The 18,146-nt window shown below is 65.8% G+C and carries 14 protein-coding genes and 1 pseudogene; 5 read left to right on the plus strand and 10 right to left on the minus strand.

Features of this window, described 5'->3' with window-relative positions:
- Positions 1–2: 2 nt before the first annotated feature.
- The 3 genes from EJ072_RS12450 (at position 3) to EJ072_RS12460 (ending at position 4,905) form a co-directional block, all read left to right on the plus strand.
- Positions 3–2,075, plus strand: coding sequence for a hydantoinase/oxoprolinase family protein (locus tag EJ072_RS12450; protein WP_126079965.1), 2,073 nt, complete (start codon positions 3–5; stop codon positions 2,073–2,075).
- Between the two features lies 1 nt (position 2,076).
- Positions 2,077–3,780 (plus strand): hydantoinase B/oxoprolinase family protein, encoded by a 1,704-nt coding sequence (locus EJ072_RS12455; RefSeq protein WP_126079966.1) that lies wholly within the window; start codon positions 2,077–2,079, stop codon positions 3,778–3,780.
- Between the two features lie 78 nt (positions 3,781–3,858).
- Positions 3,859–4,905 carry a phosphatase PAP2 family protein gene (locus tag EJ072_RS12460; protein ID WP_126079967.1) on the plus strand — a complete coding sequence of 349 codons (1,047 nt, stop codon included), beginning with the start codon at positions 3,859–3,861 and terminating at the stop codon, positions 4,903–4,905.
- Between the two features lie 27 nt (positions 4,906–4,932).
- On the opposite strand, the gene EJ072_RS12465 is transcribed toward EJ072_RS12460, so the two are convergent.
- From EJ072_RS12465 to EJ072_RS12490, 6 genes and pseudogenes are all read right to left on the minus strand, one after another.
- Positions 4,933–5,394 carry a MarR family transcriptional regulator gene (locus EJ072_RS12465; protein ID WP_126079968.1) on the minus strand — a complete coding sequence of 154 codons (462 nt, stop codon included), beginning with the start codon at positions 5,392–5,394 and terminating at the stop codon, positions 4,933–4,935.
- Positions 5,391–5,975, minus strand: a complete 585-nt coding sequence (locus EJ072_RS12470) for an amino acid synthesis family protein (RefSeq protein ID WP_126079969.1) — start codon at positions 5,973–5,975, stop codon at positions 5,391–5,393. The genes EJ072_RS12465 and EJ072_RS12470 overlap by 4 nt, the downstream gene beginning before the upstream one ends.
- On the minus strand, positions 5,968–6,852 hold the full coding sequence (locus EJ072_RS12475) for a UPF0280 family protein (RefSeq protein ID WP_126079970.1): 885 nt from the start codon (positions 6,850–6,852) through the stop codon (positions 5,968–5,970). The genes EJ072_RS12470 and EJ072_RS12475 overlap by 8 nt, the downstream gene beginning before the upstream one ends.
- Positions 6,852–8,392 (minus strand): annotated as a pseudogene (locus EJ072_RS12480) (6-hydroxynicotinate reductase). The gene EJ072_RS12475 and the pseudogene EJ072_RS12480 overlap by 1 nt, the downstream one beginning before the upstream one ends.
- Positions 8,389–11,187 carry a molybdopterin-dependent oxidoreductase gene (locus tag EJ072_RS12485; RefSeq protein ID WP_126079971.1) on the minus strand — a complete coding sequence of 933 codons (2,799 nt, stop codon included), beginning with the start codon at positions 11,185–11,187 and terminating at the stop codon, positions 8,389–8,391. The pseudogene EJ072_RS12480 and the gene EJ072_RS12485 overlap by 4 nt, the downstream one beginning before the upstream one ends.
- Complete coding sequence (locus tag EJ072_RS12490; protein ID WP_126079972.1) at positions 11,184–12,041, minus strand: xanthine dehydrogenase family protein subunit M; 858 nt, start codon at positions 12,039–12,041, stop codon at positions 11,184–11,186. Before EJ072_RS12490 ends, EJ072_RS12485 begins: the two co-directional genes overlap by 4 nt.
- Before the next feature lie 302 nt (positions 12,042–12,343).
- Here EJ072_RS12490 and pncA point away from each other — a divergent pair, with 302 nt between their 5' ends.
- Both pncA and EJ072_RS12500 read left to right on the plus strand, forming a co-directional pair.
- Positions 12,344–12,958, plus strand: a complete 615-nt coding sequence (gene pncA / locus EJ072_RS12495; protein ID WP_126079973.1) for a bifunctional nicotinamidase/pyrazinamidase — start codon at positions 12,344–12,346, stop codon at positions 12,956–12,958.
- Between the two features lie 292 nt (positions 12,959–13,250).
- Complete coding sequence (locus tag EJ072_RS12500) at positions 13,251–14,663, plus strand: sodium:proton antiporter (RefSeq protein WP_126079974.1); 1,413 nt, start codon at positions 13,251–13,253, stop codon at positions 14,661–14,663.
- Between the two features lie 122 nt (positions 14,664–14,785).
- Here the strand turns inward: EJ072_RS12500 and EJ072_RS12505 are convergent, their stop codons facing one another.
- The 4 genes from EJ072_RS12505 to EJ072_RS12520 are packed head-to-tail and all read right to left on the minus strand — an operon-like array spanning position 14,786 to position 18,057.
- Positions 14,786–15,499, minus strand: a complete 714-nt coding sequence (locus EJ072_RS12505) for an ABC transporter ATP-binding protein (RefSeq protein ID WP_126079975.1) — start codon at positions 15,497–15,499, stop codon at positions 14,786–14,788.
- On the minus strand, positions 15,492–16,220 hold the full coding sequence (locus EJ072_RS12510) for an ABC transporter ATP-binding protein (RefSeq protein WP_126079976.1): 729 nt from the start codon (positions 16,218–16,220) through the stop codon (positions 15,492–15,494). Before EJ072_RS12510 ends, EJ072_RS12505 begins: the two co-directional genes overlap by 8 nt.
- Positions 16,217–17,179, minus strand: a complete 963-nt coding sequence (locus EJ072_RS12515; RefSeq protein ID WP_126079977.1) for a branched-chain amino acid ABC transporter permease — start codon at positions 17,177–17,179, stop codon at positions 16,217–16,219. The genes EJ072_RS12510 and EJ072_RS12515 overlap by 4 nt, the downstream gene beginning before the upstream one ends.
- Positions 17,176–18,057 carry a branched-chain amino acid ABC transporter permease gene (locus EJ072_RS12520; RefSeq protein ID WP_126079978.1) on the minus strand — a complete coding sequence of 294 codons (882 nt, stop codon included), beginning with the start codon at positions 18,055–18,057 and terminating at the stop codon, positions 17,176–17,178. Before EJ072_RS12520 ends, EJ072_RS12515 begins: the two co-directional genes overlap by 4 nt.
- Positions 18,058–18,146 lie beyond the last annotated feature (89 nt).

Here is an 18,146-nt window from a genome sequence, read left to right on the forward strand (position 1 = left end):
CAATGATTGAGAATTTTTCGGCGTCCGCGGGAAGCGTCGTAGCAGGCATCGACGTCGGCGGAACCTTCACCGACCTGCTTTTGATCGACGGCAAGGCGGGCGGCAAGGTCCATATCGCCAAGACCCCGACGACTGTCGAAAACCAGGCCTTCGGCGTGGTCGCCGCCCTTGGCGCCACCGGCTTTCCGATCGACGGCATCGACCTCATCGTGCATGGCACGACGACCACCACCAACGCCGTGCTGGAACGCCGCCTGGCGCGGACCGGCATGATCACCACGCGCGGCTTTCGCGACGTGATCGAGCTTGGCCGCCGCACCAGGCCGCAGGCCTATGGCATGACCGGCACTTTTGTCCCCGTCATTCCCCGCGACCTTCGGCTCGAAGTGTCGGAGCGGATCGAGGCTTCGGGCGCGGTGCGCATTCAACTCGACGAAGCCGAGATGCGCGATGCGGTGAAGAAGCTGCTCGACGCCGGCTGCGAGTCGCTCGTCATCCACTTCCTGCACTCCTACGCCAACCCGGCGCATGAGCGGCGCGCCGCCGAAATCGCGGCGGAGCTTTGGCCGAACGGCCACATCACCACCGGGCATGCGCTGCTTTCGGAAGCGCGCGAGTTCGAGCGAGGCGTGACGGCCGCCGTCAACGCCTCGGTGCAGCCGATCCTGGAGCGTTATGTCGAGCGGCTGCGCAAGGAGCTTGGCGCGAAGGGCTATGCCCGCGACTTCCTGATCATGAACGGCAATGGCGGCATGATCTCGGCCCGCTTCGTCACGCTGGAATCGGCCAAGACCGTGATGTCCGGCCCGGCTTCCGGCGTCATCGCCGCCGCCTATACGGGCAAGCGCGCCGGCTTCGGCAATCTCGTCACCTACGACATGGGCGGCACCTCGACCGACGTGGCGCTGATCCACAATGCCGAGCCCGCCGTGTCGAACGAGATCGAGATCGAATATGCGATGCCGATCCATGTGCCGATGGTGGCGGTGCACACGGTGGGCGCCGGCGGCGGCTCGACCGCGCGTGTCGACGCGGCCGGGCTGATCCAGATCGGCCCGGAAAGCGCCGGCGCCAATCCCGGCCCGATCTGCTACGGGCGCGGCGGCGTCGAGCCAACCATCACCGACGCCAATCTGGTGCTGGGACGCCTGGCGCCGAAGAAGTTGCTGGCGGTCGACAATCCGGTCACCGTCGAGCGTGTCACCGGCATTTTCGAGGACAAGATCGGCAAGCACACCGGGCTCTCCGGCGTAGAAGCGGCCGGCGCGGTGCTTCGGCTCGGCAACATGAAGATGGCCGGCGCCATACGCATGGTCTCGGTGTCGCGCGGCCATGATCCACGCGATTTCGCGCTGTTCGCCTTTGGCGGCGCCGGCCCGCTGCATGCGACGGCGCTTGCCCGCGAGCTCGGCCTGCCGCGCGTGCTGGTGCCGGCACGGCCGGGGATCACCAATGCGCTCGGCTGCGTCGTCGCGGACCTGCGGCACGACTTCGTCAACACGATCAACCAACCCGTGGCGAGCCTCGACGAAGCTGCGCTTCGCGGGGTATTGGAACGGCACCGTAACGAAGGCGAGGCGCTGATCGCCAAGGAAGCGGTGAAGCCGGACGCGATCCGCGTCACGCATTCCGCCGACATGCAGTTCGTCGGCCAGACGCATATCATCAACGTGCCGCTGCCCTCCTCTTCGGTTTCACGAGAAACGCTGCAGCTTCTGTTCGAGAAGGCCTATTTCGCCCGCTTCAAGGTCGAGCTGCCGGAAATCCGCGCCAATCTCGTCAACCTAAACACCTCGGTTACCGGCGTGCGGCCGCAGATCGACCTGTCGCGGCTGATCGACCCTGCGGGCCGCGCGGCAACGCTGGAGGAGGCGCGGCGCGAGATCCGCCCGGTCTGGTATCATGGCACCTGGCACGACACGCCGGTCTATGCCCGCGAAAAACTGCCGTTTGATGCCGTGATCGAAGGACCGGCGATCCTGGAACAGATGGACGCCACCACGGTGCTCGAACCCGGCGACCAGGCGCGATCGGACGCGGACGGCAACATCATCATCGACATCGGCGAGGCTTGAGATGGCAAAGCTCGACACGATCACGCTTTCGGTGCTGCAGGCGGCGCTGCAGCAGGTCTGCGACGAGATGGATCTGACCTTTTCCCGCGCCGCCTTCTCGCCAGTCATCGCCGAAGCCAATGACCGCTCGGACGGCATCTATTCGGCCGTCGACGGTTCGCTGATCGCGCAAGGCAGCCAGGGCCTGCCGGTGTTCGTCGGCGTGATGCAGTATTCGACCAGGACGGTGATCGAGATGATCGCCGACGGCCGTTGCCTGGCTCCTGAGCCCGGTGACATCTACATCGTCAACGACCCCTATCTCGGCGGCACGCATCTGATGGATGTGCGCTTCGTCATGCCGGTCTATCGCGGCGGAAAAATCTTTTGCTGGCTTTCCAACACTGGACATTGGCCGGATATCGGCGGCTCGGTGCCCGGCGGCTTTTCGGCCTCGGCCACCGCCGTCGAGCAGGAGGGCCTGCGGCTGCCGCCGGTGAAACTGTTCAAGAAGGGCGTGCTCGATCCCGAGATCTACGCCATCATCTGCTCGAACATCCGCGTCGCCGACCAGCGTATCGGCGATATCCGCGCGCAGGCCGCGGCGCTACTGATCGGCCAGGACAGGCTCAATGAAATCCTCGATCGTTACGGTGACGAAACCGCAGTCGAAGCGATCGCGGAACTGCGCCGCCGCGCCGCCGAGCAGATGCGCTCTTCGATCGCCGTCATCCCCGACGGCGTCTACCGCTCGCAGGCCTTCGTCGATTCCGACGGCGTGGTGAACGAGCCGTTGACCATCAATCTGGCCGTCGAGAAACAGGGCGATACACTGACCTTCGACTTTGCCGGCTCTTCAAAACCCTGCGCCGGGCCGATGAACAGCGTGCTGGCGACGACCTTGTCGTCCGTCTACCTCGCCATGCGGCATATTTTTCCGGAGGTGCCGATCAGCGCCGGCGCCTTCGAGCCGCTGAAAGTCAAGCGGCCGGAGGGCACGTTCCTCGACGCCAAATATCCTCGGCCCGTGTCGGGCTGCGCTGCCGAAGTATCACAGCGCATCGCGGAAGCGGTATTCGCGGCGATGGTGCAGGCGCTGCCCAAGAAGGTGACGGCGGCGCCCGCCGGCTCCAGCGGCAATTTCGCGCTCGGCGGCAACGATCCGGCGCGCGGCCGCGACTATATCATGTACCAGATCTCCGGCGGCGGCTATGGCGGCAATGCCGGCCATGACGGCTTGAGCAATGGCTGCTCGACCATCGGTATTTCGAAGTCGCCGCCGGTCGAGATCATGGAGCAGGCTTTTCCGGTGCTTTACCGGCATTACGCGCTGCGCGAAGGCTCAGGCGGCGCCGGCAAACATCGCGGCGGCTTCGGTCTCGCCTATGAGGTCGAGATCCTGCGCGGCGAGGCCCGCGCATCCTTCGTCATGGACCACGGCCGCTTCGGCCCGCAGGGCGCGCTCGGCGGCAAGGACGGCGCACCGAACAGCGTGACCGTGTTCCGGGGCAGCGAAGCGCATGTGCCGCCGCATCTTTCCAAGGAACAGGACATCGCGCTCAAGGCCGGCGACCGCGTGCGCGTCGGCACGCCGGGCGGCGGCGGCTATGGCGATCCACGCGAGCGCGACACGAGGCTGGTCGCGGAGGATGTCCGGCTCGGCTACTACACACCTGAGCAGGCGCGGGAGATGTTCGGATTCGCGCCCGCCGATATACCGTCATAGCTAATCTTTAAGCGCCTGATCAATCGTATCTTAATTCGAGGACGGTAGGTGTACTCCCGACACGATCGGGAGAGGATCATGAGCGTCGCGGAGCAAATGGAGGCCAGCACCCAGGCCAGCTCCAACGCTGTTCCGCCCGGCGGCCTCGCAGTTGTCTCCCGCATTCTGCTGCTGTTTTGTCTTTGCTACATCGCCAGCGCGATGCTGATTTGGCCAACGATCTTCATCGCTATGGCCAACGCCTATCTTTCGACGCTCGTCTTGACCGGCTGGATGGTCGCCCTCGCCATCGCCATTCCAGCTGGGGTGATGGCCTCTCCCCAACAGCCACTTCATGGCATCATCGGCTTCCTCCGCTCGCGGGGTCGGCAAGCGGCGCTCGTCGTCGGCGTCTTCGTGTTGGGTCTCTCCGCCTTCACCACCTACAAGCTGAACATCCCCAATGTCGTGCCCTTCTACGGCGACAGGGCGGTGGCCGATATCGACGAATTCCTGCATGGCATCGCGCCCTGGCGGATTGCCCATTCGATCGATGCAGCGACGCTGTCCTGGCTGGTCGAGAAAACCTACAGCCAGCTATGGTTCCTCGAGTGGTTCGCGTTGGCGTTCCTTGCCGCCTTCCATGCCAGACAGCCGGTCCATCTCCGTTACCTTGTGGCGCTGGCGCTGACGACGGTGGTGATCGGCACGATCCTGGCGACGTTGCTGTCTTCCGTCGGCCCGATCTTTTATGACCGCTTCGTCGGCGGCAGCCGCTTCACCGATCTCCACGAGGCGCTTCGGCTCTATCCCTACAGCCAGCACATGACGCTGTTCTCCGATTACCTGCTAAAGAGCTACACCGAGCGAACGGCCGACTTCGGCACAGGGATATCGGCAATGCCCAGCATGCATGTGGCCGTTGCGACGTTGAATGCCTTCTACGTCACACGGCTCAATCGCGGATTCGGGGCAGCGGCATGGGCGTTTGCCGCGCTGATCCTATTCGGCTCCGTCTATACGGGCTGGCACTACGCGATAGACGGCTATGTCTCGATAGCGCTGGTCGCCACGATCTGGCGGTGGTCGGCCCGCATTTCCGAAAACACGGCTAAAGCGCGTCGCGCTGAAAGGGTTTCGCCGTAAGCGTGGCAAAGGTCCGAACCCATCCGATCAGGCCAGCTTCGCCAACAGCCGCAGGAACGTCGCGGCCTCCTTGGCGGTCAGCGGCGCCAGCGTTTCCTCTGTAATTCTGCGGGCAAGCGGGATCAGCCGCTCAATGGCCTCGCGGCCTTCCGGCGTCAGATTGACCAGCAGCCGCCTCTTGTCGACCTCATGCTTGGAGACCTCGACCAGCCCGCGCGCCTTCAGCCGGTCGATGACGCCCTTCACGGTGGCGGCGTCCATGGCGATCAGCGTTCCCAGCTGGTTCTGGGAGGTCTCGCCGATGTCGTAGAGCTTGGCCAGAGCGGCGAATTGCGGCGGCGTCAGGTCGCTGATATGCGAGGCGAAGATCGACACATGGCGCTGATGCGCCTTGCGCAGGATGAAGCCGACCTGATCCTGCAGATGGTAGTTGTTCTCGTCGCCGTCCTCGGCCTCGACCAGCCGCAGCAGATTGTCCTCGCCGCTCATCTGAGGCCATCCCATGCCTTGATGTCCTCGGCCGCCAGCCCGCCCATGCGGTTATGGACGCGCGGGCCGCAGGTCATGGCGAGGCAGAACAGGATCTCGTCGGGGCGCGGGCCGTCGCTGATGCCGACCTCCATGGCGTCGAAATGGCTGCGCACATAGGCGGCGTTGATGTGGCCGAGCGGCACGTCGAGGCGCGAGCCGAAAGCGCCGACCTTCTTGGCCGACGGCACGATCGCCTTGGCGTCGCCGAGCCGCTCGCGCATGGAGTAGCCGCCCGGCACATGCCAGAGCGCGCCGTGCTCCAGCTCTCCTGCCGTGCCGACGATGGCGCCCTTGCCGTAACCGTCGATCTTCTTCACGTCGCCGCCGAGCGCCGCGATCAGCCTGTCTGAAAGCAGGAGGCCCAGCGGCTTCAGGTCCTCCATCGCGCCCTGCAGCTCTTCCACATAGCGCCCGGCGAAAGGGTTCTTGACCACTGCGAGAGCCGCCGCGCGAAGGCGCGGCTGTTGGGCGACGGGGCCGCCGTCGTGGAAAATCTCCTCGGTCAGCACCGCGACCTTGCGGATCGGAAACTCAGGCATCGGCAAATTCCTCCTGTGCATGCTTGTTGGGCGCGGCGAGCGCTATCGCGCCGCTGATGCGGGCCTTCCCCGCCAGAAACAGCGCCGAGGCGGCGACCAGGCCGCGCCGGCGAAAATCTTCGGCGACGGCGAGGCCCTTGTCCAGCGCCTGGGCAATGTCGCCCGGCGAAAGCGCGCCGACGCTCTGCGTCACCAGTTGCTCTCCAAGATCGCTGTCGGGCGCCAGGTCGCGCGCCGGAACGCGCGCGATGGCAGGGTGACCGGGCAGGTCGACGGCGTTGGCAATCAGCGTCGCCGCCGCATCCGCCTCGGCGCCGGTCGGAGCGAGAACGGTGACGGCATCGGCGATGCCGAACGAAAACGAGCGGCCGCGCCAGCCGCTGGTGGCAACACCGCGCACGCCATCCTCGGCGCGGATGCCGACGCGATCGGCCATGCCATTGCCGGTGCCGGCAATCGCCACCGTCATCGACTGGTCCCTGCCGAGATAGAGGGCGCAATCGCCGCCATTGTTGACATAAGCGCGGTCGAGCCGGCGGCCGGCGAGCATTGCGGCAAGAATTTCGTCGGCTACTGAACCGGCAACGGCGGCCATCGGGGTGATGAAGCATTCCGCCAATGGCATGACGGCTGCTTCCATGCGGCGCGCCGTCGGGCCGGCGAAATCGCGCGGCGCCAGGAAGAAGGCTGGCAGGCGCAACTCGGGCAGCTCCTCGACCAGTTCGATCAGGATCATCTGGAAGCGCGTGACCGCCTGCTGGTAGGCGGCGCGACGTTCGTCGTCAGAACCGAAGGCCTCGACGATGAGATCGATCGGCCCATGGTTGAGATGGAGCCGCCGGCCGTCGGCAAGCCAATGCGCCTGCGGGCCGTTCATCAGCCGGCACCGTTCGCCGCCGCGCGCCGCAGCTGCGCCAGGGGCGGCCAGGGTTGTTGGCCGGCGCGCCTGTGCCGCGGCGTGGGTTGAGATACTCGCCGCCCTTGGCGAGGATATCCTCGACGCCTCGGATCTCATTCTCATAGCCGCCCAGCCGGACATAATCGTCGCGGCGCATGGTGAACTCGATCGGCGCGACCAGAGCCGGCGTCGGCACATAGCCGAAGGCGCCTTCCGGCACGCGGGTGACGTCGACCATCAGCGTGATGCCGCCGCCCGGCCAGACATAGACCGGCGCGCCGCCCACCGTCACGTAGGTCCTCAAGCCCTGCACCGAGCGCGTGAGGTTGACGGGGTTTTCGGTGACGCCGGCGCGCAGCGAGCCGCCGGCGCCGCCGATGAAGAGAACGGTGCAGAGCGCCGGCTCGCAATTGTCCTCGATCAGGCCGACCGACTTCTGCAGCCGCTCCGGAAACGGTTTTTGGACCGGCTTCAGCTCGTCGTCCAGCTCGTAATAGGCGAACTGCTCGCCGGTGGTCGACACCATCAGCAGCGACAGGCCGGGGCGCGCGCCCTTCTTGGCGTTCCAGTCGCCGAGGATCGACAGCGGGTCGGAAATCGTCGTGCCGCCCCAGCCGAGGCCGGGCTCAGACACCTTGAAATAACGGCCGGGCGTCGAACGGCGGCCGATGATCTTTATGCCGGTGTCTTCCCAGCCCAGCACCTTGCCGGCCTGATGCTCCGAGACGACGCCGGTGATGTGGTCGTCGACCACAACGACTTCGTCGACGAGACCGCGCCATTGCGTGGCGAACATGCCGATGGTGGCCGAGCCGCAGCCGACGCGCATGCGGTGCTCGACCTTGCCGTCGATGACCGGCGATTTGCCGGCTTCGACGATCACCGTGGCGCCGCCGTCGATGGTGAGCTCGACCGGCTTGCGGTTGCAGAGGTTAAGCAGCGCGTCGCAAGTGGCGCGGCCTTCCTGCTTGGAGCCGCCGGTCAAATGATGGACGCCGCCTAGCGACAGCATCTGCGAGCCGTATTCGCCTGTGGTGACATGGCCGATCGCCTCGCCTTGCGAGCGCACGATTGCCGACTCGTCGCCGATATGGCGGTCGGTGTCGATCTTCACCTTGACGCCGCAGTAGGAGAATATTCCTTCGGTGACGACGGTGACGAGATCGACGCCCTCGACCTCCTGGCTGACGATGAAGGGCGCCGGCTTGTAGTCCGGATAGGTGGTTCCGGCGCCGATCGCGGTGACGAAGCGCCTTCCGGTGTTGACCAGCTCGCCGTTCCAGGCCTCGCCCTCGGCAACGAAAGGCACGACCGCGCCGCCGGTCTCGGCGGCATGGTCGAGGATGGTTAGCGGATCCATGCGCACGATGCGGCCGCCGACATTGCCGTAGCGGTCGCAGGCGCCGGTGCGTCCGTCGGCGATGTAGCACATGACCGGACAGGCATCGCAGCGGATCTTCTCCGCCACCTGCTTCTCGCCGGGATCATGGGTTTCGAAACGTTCGGCAAGCTCGCTCATCGGCGCGCCTCCTTCTCGCGGATCGCCGCCAGGATGCGGCTCGGCGTCGCCGGCACCTTGGTGACCAGGACGCCTGTGGCATGGCGGATGGCATTGAGGATCGCCGGCGCGGTGGGGATCAGCACATGCTCGCCAAGGCCCTTGGCGCCGAAGGGTCCTTCCGGATCCGGAACCTCGACCAATATGTGCTCGACCGGCGGCACGTCTCCGATGGTCGGGATGAGGTAATCGTGCAAATTCTCGGTGCGGCCGGGGATGTATTCCTCCATCAGCGCCATGCCGATGCCCTGCGCGATGCCGCCCTCGATCTGGCCTTCGACCAGCACGGGATTGATCGCCTTGCCGACATCATGCGCGGCGGTGATCTTGATGAGCTTCACGGTGCCCAGCTTGAGATCGACCTCGAGCTCGGCGATCTGCGCGCCATAGCCATAGACGGCATAGGGTTTGCCTTGCCCCTTGGCGTCGAGCGGCAGTGTGGGCGGGTCATAGGTTTCCTCGGCGGCGAAGACGAGACCGTCTGCATCGGCCTTCAGCGCCGCAAGATCGATGCGCCGCGCGGCATCGCCTTCGCGGATGGAGAGGCTGTCGCCGTCGAGCATGATCGTCGCTTCGCCCGAGACGTTGGCGTAGCGCAGGATCTTTTCGCGCAAGGCGCGGCCCGCCTTCTCCGCCGCCTTGCCCGTTACAAAAGTCTGGCGCGAGGCGGATGTTTTGCCGGCGTCGGGCGTGATGGCGGTGTCGGCGCTCTTCAGCTTGAACCTGTCCAGCGGCAGGCCGAGGGCGTCGGCGCAGATCTGGGTGATCACCGTGTTGGAGCCCTGGCCGACATCGACGGCGCCCTGGTGCAGGATCACCTCGCCGGAGGCCGAGATGCCGACCTTGATGGTGGAGGGATTGGGCAGCGAAGTGTTGCCGCAGCCATACCAGCAGGAGGCGACGCCGACGCCGCGCCCGCTTGCCGAATTGGCGGCGTTGAAGGCTTCCGCGTCGGCGAGCGCACGCGCCCAATGCGGCTGAAGCTGCTCCAGGCATTCGCCGATGCCGACGCCCGATTCCAGGCGCTGGCCGGTGACCGTCTCGCAGCCGTCGCGCAGGCAGTTCTTCAGCCGAAAATCGAGCCGATCCATCCCAAGTTTTCCGGCAAGCTCGTCATAGAGCGTTTCCTGCATTATGGTGGCCTGCGGCACACCGAAGCCACGGAAGGCGCCAGCGATCGGGCCGTTGGTGTGGATGGCGTAGCCGGTGGCGCGGTAGTTCGGCGTGGCATAGGGGCCGGAGGCGTGCACCGGCACGCGATTGGCCACTGTCGGCCCCCAGCTGGCGTAAGCCCCGGTGTTGAAATCGCCCTCGAAGACCATGCCGGTGATACGGCCCTCGGCGTCGGCGCCGATGGTCGCCTTCATTTCGGCCGGATGGCGCTTGGTGGTCGACATCATCGATTCATTGCGGGTGTAGGCAAGCGCCGCCGGGCGGCCGGTCTTCATCGCCACAAGGCCGATCAGCGGCTGCAGCGAGACATCGAGCTTCGAGCCGAAGCCGCCGCCGGTGGCGGTTGGCACGATGCGGACCTTGTCGACGGCAAGCCCGAGCACCTTGGCCGTGTCGTCGCGGTCCATATAGGGCGCCTGGGTGCAGGCGACGACGACCAGCGTGTCGCCATCGATGTACGCATAGCCGGCTTCCGGCTCGATATAGGCGTGCTCGACGAAAGAGGTTTCGATGGCGCCGGATGCCGTGACCGTCGCGCCGGCGAGCGCTCGTTCCGGATCGCCGCGTTCGACATAGCCGGAGGTCAGCAGGTTTGCCGGGCGGTGCTGGTGGATCAGCGCGGCGCCATCGGCCTTCGCCTCGCGCGGCTGCAGCACATGCGGCAATTCGGTCCAGGAGATCGGAAAATCCGTCAGGTCGAGATCGAGGATCGCCTCACGCTCGCCGGCCACCAGCGCCACAGCCTCGCCGCGCAGGCGGACAAAGCCTTCGGCCAGCGCCGGCTGGTCGGCAAAGGGGCCAATGACGCCGAAGCAGTTCTTGCCGGGAATGTCGGCGGCGGTGAACACCCCGGCAATGCCGGGATGCGCTTCGACCCAGGCATCAAGGTCGCCGAAGGCAAAGCCGGCATGATAATGCGGCGAGCGGACCACCAGCACCGACAAAGCATCAACCGGGAAGGAATCGCCGCCGAATTTCTCGGTGCCATTGACCTTCGGCACGCCGTCGAGGCGGATCGGCGAGGCGCCGACCGCGTGGCCCACGTCCGGCTGGCGAAGGTCTATGCCGTTCATGTGCCGCGAGGCCTGCATCACCGCAGCGACGATTTTTCGATAGCCGGTGCAGCGGCAGAGCACGCCGCCCAGCGCATCCTGCGTTTCGGCCTCGCTGGGTGTCGGGTTGCGCTCCAAAAGCGCGGTGGCCGCGACCAGCAGGCCGGGCGTGCAGATGCCGCATTGCGCGGCGCCATGGTCGAGGAAGGAGGCCTGCAGCGCCGAAAGCCTGCCATTGGCAAGACCTTCGACAGTGGTCACGGAAGCGCCGGTGACGGACGCCGCCGGCACAAGGCAGGCGCAGACCGGATCGCCGTCGACCAGCACCGTGCAGGCGCCGCAATCGCCGGCGTCGCAGCCGACCTTGGTGCCGGTCAGCCGCAACTCGTCGCGCAACACCTGCGACAGGCGCCGCACCGGCGGCACGGATACCCGGACGGCGGCGCCGTTGACCTCGAAAGCAATGTCGGCGCGCTCGATGCCGGACTGGGCCACGCCTGACTGTGCCATGCCGGGGTGGACCATGCTCATGCGGCCACCTTGCCTTGGTCGAGGCCAATTGCAGAGCGCACGGCGCGGACGACGATCTCGCGCGCCGCTTGCTCCCGATACTCGGCGCTGCCGCGCACATCGGCGATCGGCGACAATTCATCGAACGGCGCCGACAGCACCGCGTCGGCAAGCGCCTCACCGATCGGACGCCCGCGCAGGACCGCCTCGACGCCTGCGAGGCGGCGGGCGACCGCGGAGCAGGATCCGACCGCGATCGCCGCTTCGGCGACGACGCCATTCTCGACCACGAGCCGCGCCGCAGTCATGGCGATCGAGATGACGAGGTAGCGACGGGCGCCGAGCTTGACGAAGGCCGAGGTGCCGACCGCGGAACGCTTCGGCACGCGGATGGCTGTGACCATCTCGCCTGGCTGCAGCGCCGTGCGGCGATTGCCAAGTATGAACGCGTCGAGCGGCAGATGACGGGGGGCTTTCGCCGACCGCAATTCGACATCGGCGTCGAGCGCAAGCAGCGCCGGCACGCCGTCGGCGGCGGGCGAGGCGTTGCAGAGATTGCCGGCAATCGAGGCGACGTTCTGGATCTGGACCGAGCCGACTTCGCGCGCGGCCGATTTCAGCGCGTCGAAGGCGGGCGGGAGTGGGTGACGGACAATATCGGTCCAGGTGGTGCGGGCACCGATCCGCCAGTTTTCGTCCGTCTCTTCGATGCCGCGCAGTTCGGCGAGACCGTTGATGTCGAGTATGTTGTCGCGGAAGGGTCTTGCGCCCTGGGCGGGGTAGAAATCGGTGCCGCCGGCGAGAATGCGCCAGCGATCCTCGCCAAGCAGCGCGAGCGCCTCGTCGACCGTGGTGGGTTTCGCGTAACGGATCACGCTCTGCCTTCCAGAACCTTCCCAGAAACGAGCCGTCCCCGATTGGCCCGCCCAAAGCGCCTTGCCCTGGGACTTTCCGCCGGTATCCAGACCGGTCAAATTCATTCGTATGCAAATGATATCAGGCCGTTCGGAATTGTCAAAGCCGGAGTTGGCAGGGCAAGGACCTGAACGCGATTGTTATGGTGCCGGAGGTTGACGCCGCCGCCCATCTGGTCAAGGTTCCGTGTCCGGTCGCGTCAGCGGCTTTGGACTGGAGCCTCAAGCCGATACCAGGGGGGCCCAAACGAGAGGGAAGCCGCATGGCCGACGAAGCGCTGATCGTCATCGACCTGCAGAACGATTTTTGTCCAGGCGGCGCGCTGGCGGTGGCCGGCGGCGACGAGATCGTGCCTTTGGTCAATGACTTGATCCGGCGGACCGACCACGTGATCCTGACGCAGGACTGGCACCCGGCCGGACATTCGAGCTTCGCCTCCAGCCATCCGGGCAAGCAGCCGTTTGAAACCATCGAGATGCCTTATGGGCCGCAGACGCTGTGGCCGGACCATTGCATCCAGGGCAGCCTCGGTTCCGATTTCCATTCCGGGCTCGCCTGGACCAAGGCCGAGCTGGTGCTCCGCAAGGGGTTCCGCACAGCGATCGACTCCTATTCGGCGTTCTTCGAGAACGACCATAAGACACCGACCGGCCTTGGCGGCTACCTCAAGGAGCGCGGCATCGACACGATCACACTGGTCGGGCTCGCCACCGATTTCTGCGTTGCCTTCTCGGCGCTCGACGCGGTGAAGCAGGGTTTCAAGACGACAGTCCGGCTCGACGCCTGCCGCGGCATCGACCTCAACGGCTCGGTGGAGGCGATGCTGAAGCGCATGCGCGAAGCCGGCGTGACGCTCGAAGACCACTCGGCGGATTGACCGGACCGTGGGGAAAGGCCCCCTCACCCGGATTGCCAGCCGAATTGCGAAGGGCAATTCGGGGCAATCCGACCTCTCCCCGAGGGGAGAGGAGATAGCTGGTTTGCGGCGCCGGAAAGCGGGTTCCCCCTTCTCCCCTTGTGGGAGAAGGTGTCGCCGAAGGCGACGGATGAGGGGTGCTCCAGGGAAAGCCGGCGTCTCACTCCGCTGGAACACCCCTCATCCGTCTCGGCGCTATCGCGCCGATCCACCTTCTCCCACAAGGGGAGAAGGGAAAACGCGCCGCGGCCGGATGATTTTTCCATTCGCGGCGCTCGCCATAGCGCTGCTGCTCCCAGGGCAGGCGCTGGCCGCCGAAATCCATGAACTGCCCGGCGCCGCCATGTCGCTATGGTGGGGACTGCCCTTTGCCGGCCTGCTGCTGTCGATCGCGACCGGACCGCTGCTCTTTCATCACCTGTGGGAACATCATTACGGCAAGATCGCCGCCGGCTGGGCAGCGCTGGCGGTGGTCCCGCTGGCCGTCGCTTTCGGCATACCGACGGCAGGCGAGGCCGTGCTGCACACGCTGCTCAGCGAATACATGTCCTTCATCATCCTGCTGTTCGCGCTCTACACCATCTCGGGCGGCATCCTGCTCGCCGGCAACATCCACGGCACGCCGCTCACCAATGCCGGGCTGCTGCTCATCGGCGCGCTGCTTGCCTCGGTCATCGGCACGACCGGCGCCTCGATGATCCTAATCCGGCCGATGCTGCGCGCCAACGACAACCGGCCGTTCAACGCCCATGTGGTGATCTTCTTCATCTTCCTGGTCTCCAACATCGGCGGCTCGCTGACGCCGCTCGGCGATCCGCCGCTGTTCGTCGGCTTCCTGCGCGGCGTGGATTTCTTCTGGACGACAGTGCACATCCTGCCGGACACGCTTTTTGTCGGCGGGCTGGTGCTGGCGGTGTTCCTGGCGATCGATCTGGTCCTGCATCGCCGCGAGGCCGGCATGCCGAAGATCAAGGACCCGACGCCCGATACAAAGGTGCGCCTGCGCGGGCTCGCCAACCTGCCGCTGCTCGCCGGCGTGATCGGCGCGATCCTGCTTTCGGCGAGCTGGAAGCCGGGCGTCAGCATCCCAATCCTTGGCGTCAGCCTCGAGTTGCAGAACCTGGTGCGCGACGTCATCATCCTGGTGCTGGCCTTCCTGTCCTTGAAGGTCTCGTACAAGAGCCATCGCGAGGCCAACGGCTTCACCTGGGGGCCGATCGCCGAGGTGGCGAAATTGTTTGCCGGCATCTTCATCTGCATCGTGCCGGTCATCGCCATCCTGCGGGCCGGCCATTACGGCGCACTGGCGCCGCTGGTGGCGCTCGTCACCTCCGCTGACGGCCAGCCCAACGATCTGGCCTATTTCTGGCTGACCGGGGCGCTGTCTTCCTTCCTCGACAACGCGCCGACCTATCTGGTGTTCTTCGAGCTTGCCGGCGGTGATGCCCAGCACCTGATGACTGAGGCAGCCTCGACGCTGGCCGCGATCTCGGCGGGAGCGGTGTTCATGGGCGCCAACACCTATATCGGCAACGCACCCAACTTCATGGTCTTCGCCATCGCCAGGCATCGCGGCTTCAAGATGCCGGGCTTCTTCGGCTATATGGCGTGGTCCGGCCTTGTGCTGATCCCGACATTCTTGATTGCCGGGTTTTTGCTTTTCTGAAGCGGCGCGGAGCCTTACCTCCCCCTTGTGGGGAGGTCGGACTGCAGGTCCGGGTGGGGGTCGGCGCTGCCCCGTCCCCGCTGCTTCGCAGCGACCCTCCCCACAAAGGGGGAGGGTAATCCTCAGCCCACTCCAACATATCTTCGCACCGCCGAGGGATCCGCCCGCAGCGCTTCGACGTCCACCGTCTCGCGGTTGCGGCCGTTCTCGATGAAGCAAACCCGATCAGCGACCGACAGCACGGCGTCGACGCGCTGCTCGACCAGGATGGTGGAGACGCCGAGCTCGCGCAGCTTGGCCACCGTCTCGCGGATCCTGGCGATCATCGACGGCATCAGGCCCTCGGTCGGCTCGTCCAGCAACAGCACGTGCGGCTCGAGGCAGAGCGCGCGGGCCATGGCCAGCATCTGCTGCTCGCCACCGGAGAGCGTGCCTGAACGCTGCTTCAGCCGCTCGCGTAGCAGCGGGAAGAGATCGAGGACGTTCTCGCGCGTCTGCTTGCCCTTGCCGCGCGCCATCAAGCCGATCTCGATGTTTTCCGCCACGCTCATCTCGGCGAACAGGCGCCTGCCCTGCGGCACATAGGCGACGCCAGCCTTCGGCACGTCATGCGCGGCGAGGCCGGTCAGTTCCTTGCCATCCAGCTTGATCGAGCCGGCGGCCGCCGGGACCAGCCCCATGATGGCCTTCAGCGTCGTCGTCTTGCCGGCGCCGTTGCGGCCGAACAGGCACAGCACCTCGCCCTTGTTGAGGACGAGGTCGAGGCCGTAGAGCACCTGCACCCCGCCATAGAAGCAATCGAGGCCGGCAATGGTGAGCAATTCCGTATCAGCCATGGGTCGCTCCGAGATAGGCGTCCTGGACTTGTGTGTTGGCGCGGATCTCGCCCGGCGTGCCTTCCGCAAGGATCTTGCCTGAATTGAAGACGGTGATGCGGTCGGCGAGTCCCATGACGACCGGCATGTTGTGCTCGATCAGAAGCACCGTCGCGTCCCTGGCGATCCCGCGCACCAGCGTGATGAAATTGTCGATCTCGCTGTCGGCCAGGCCCTGTGTAGGCTCGTCGAGGATCAGCAAACGCGGCTTCAGCGCCAGGCCCATCGCCACTTCGAGCAGACGCTGATGGCCGTAGGAAAGATGCGCGGCCAGCGTGCCGGCGCGGTCGGCAAGTCCGGTGCGCTCCAGCGCCGCCATGACGCCGGTCCTGACCTGCCCCTTGGTGCGGCCGTCCGTCAGCGTGCGCTGCACCGGCAGCGCGACATTGTCGAAGACCGTGAGGTTGGCGAAGACGCTGGTGATCTGGAAGGTGTAGGCGACGCCGAGCCTGACCCGTTGGTAGGCCGGCATGGCGGTGATGTCCACGCCGTCGAAGACAACGGCACCCGACGATGGCCGGATGCGGCCCGAGAGCAGGCTGACGAAAGTCGTCTTGCCGGCGCCGTTCGGGCCAATGACGGCGCGGATCTCGCCCGGCATCAGCGCGAAGTCGACGCCGTCGACGGCGCGCAGGCCGCCGAACTGGCGCGAAAGACCCTTGGTGGTGAGCAACGGCATCATGGCAGCCACCCCAGCCAGCGCTCGCGGATGCTGCCCATGATGCCCTTTGGGGCAAACAGGACGAGCAGGATGAGCGCGACGCCGACGATCAGCAGATAGGCCGAGGTGAAGCCGCTGGTGATGTCGGTGACATAGTACATGAACAGGGTGCCGATGAGCGGCCCGAGCGTGGTCGCGGCGCCGCCAAGCAGCACCCAGAGCAGCGGCAGGATCGAATACTGGATCGACGCGAAATTCGATCCGACATAGCCGAACAGCAGCGCATAGGTGGCGCCAGACGCGGCGCAGATGGCGCCGGAGGCGACGACAGCGATGAGCTTGTTGGCGACCGTGTCATAGCCAAGCATCTTCGTGCGCTCTTCGTTTTCTCGGATGGCGACCAGCACACGGCCGAAGCGGGAGCGGACAAGGGCGAGCGCGATGAGCAGCACGACCGAGAGCAGCGCCAGCGCGCCCATGTAGCGCACCGTCGGGTTGGTCAGGTCGAGGGATGCGCCGCCGATCGAAATCACCCGCGATGCCTGCTGGATGACCAGCCCCTGGTCGCCGCCGGTCCAGGCGGCGAAATAGAGGATGAGCAGATAGAAGACCTGAGCGAACATCATGGTGACGATCATGAACGCCACGCCCGAGGTGCGCAGCGCCAGCAGGCCGATAACCAGGGCGAGCAGCGCGCCACAGGCGACGCCGGCGACGAAGGCTTCCGGCACGCCCCAGCCGATATGGTAGACGGTCAGGCCCGCGCCATAGAGGCCGGCCGAGAAGAACATGGCGTGGCCGAGGCTGAGCAGGCCGACATAGCCGAAGAGCAGATTGTAGCCCATGGCGAAGACCGCCAGTACCATGATTCGAGCAAACAGACCCTGATGGTAATCCGGCAGGACGAAGTTCAGCGCGAACAAAAGCGCGATGACGCCGATATGCAGGGCATAGGTCTTTGCCGGCGAAGCATCCCTCATCGCGGCGCGGTTCCGAACAGGCCTTGCGGGCGGAACACCAGCACCATGGCGACCACCAGCGTGGCGATGATCTTGGCGAGCGTCGGCGAGAAGAACATCGAGATGATGCCGTCGGAGAGGCCGATCAGGACGGCAGCGACCACGGTTCCGCGGAGCGATCCCAGGCCACCGATGATGACGACGATGAAGGACAGAAGCAGCGGGTCCTGTCCCATCAGATAATGCGCCTGGCTGATCGGCACGATCAGCACCGCGGCGATCGCCGCCAGCATGGCGCCTATGGCGAAGACGCCGGCATAGACGCGCTCGACAGGAATGCCGAAGGCCTGCGCCGTCTCGCGATCATATTGGGTGGCGCGCATGATCAGGCCGATCTTCGTGCGCGTCAGCACCAGCCAGGTGATCACGAGCAGGAAAGCGGAAGCGGCGACCACCGAGAGCTTGTAGCCGGAATAGCCGAACCAGGGCAGAAGGATGCGGTAGCTGAAAGGCGGCTCGACCGGGCGCGCCTCTGGACCGTAGAAGGTGAGCGCCAGCTGCTGGATGATGTAGAGCATGCCGATGGTGGCGACGATGGTGCTTTCGGGATTGTAGTTCAGCCGCCGCAGCACCAGCCATTCGGCGAGGAATGCGACCAGCCCAACGAGCAAGGGCGCGACCACGAGTGCTGCGACGAAGCCTACCGCCGGATGGCCGGAAATCGCCGTCGAGACCGCCCAGGCGAGCACCGCGCCCAGCATGAAGAACTCGCCGTGAGCGACATTGACGATGCGCATGACGCCGAACACCAGCGACAGGCCGAGCGCCGTCAGCGCCAGCACGGCGGAGGTGACCAGGCCTTCAAGGGCGGCGAGGAGGAGGTGGGGTCCGAAATGCATGGATTATTTGCCAACGGAGGCGCGAGACCCCCCTCTCTGCCCTGCCGGGCAGGGGGGAGATTGGCAGTTCCTGCGAAGGCGCCCACCTG

Source organism: Mesorhizobium sp. M2A.F.Ca.ET.046.03.2.1, assembly GCF_003952425.1.
Taxonomy (GTDB): Bacteria; Pseudomonadota; Alphaproteobacteria; order Rhizobiales; family Rhizobiaceae; genus Mesorhizobium.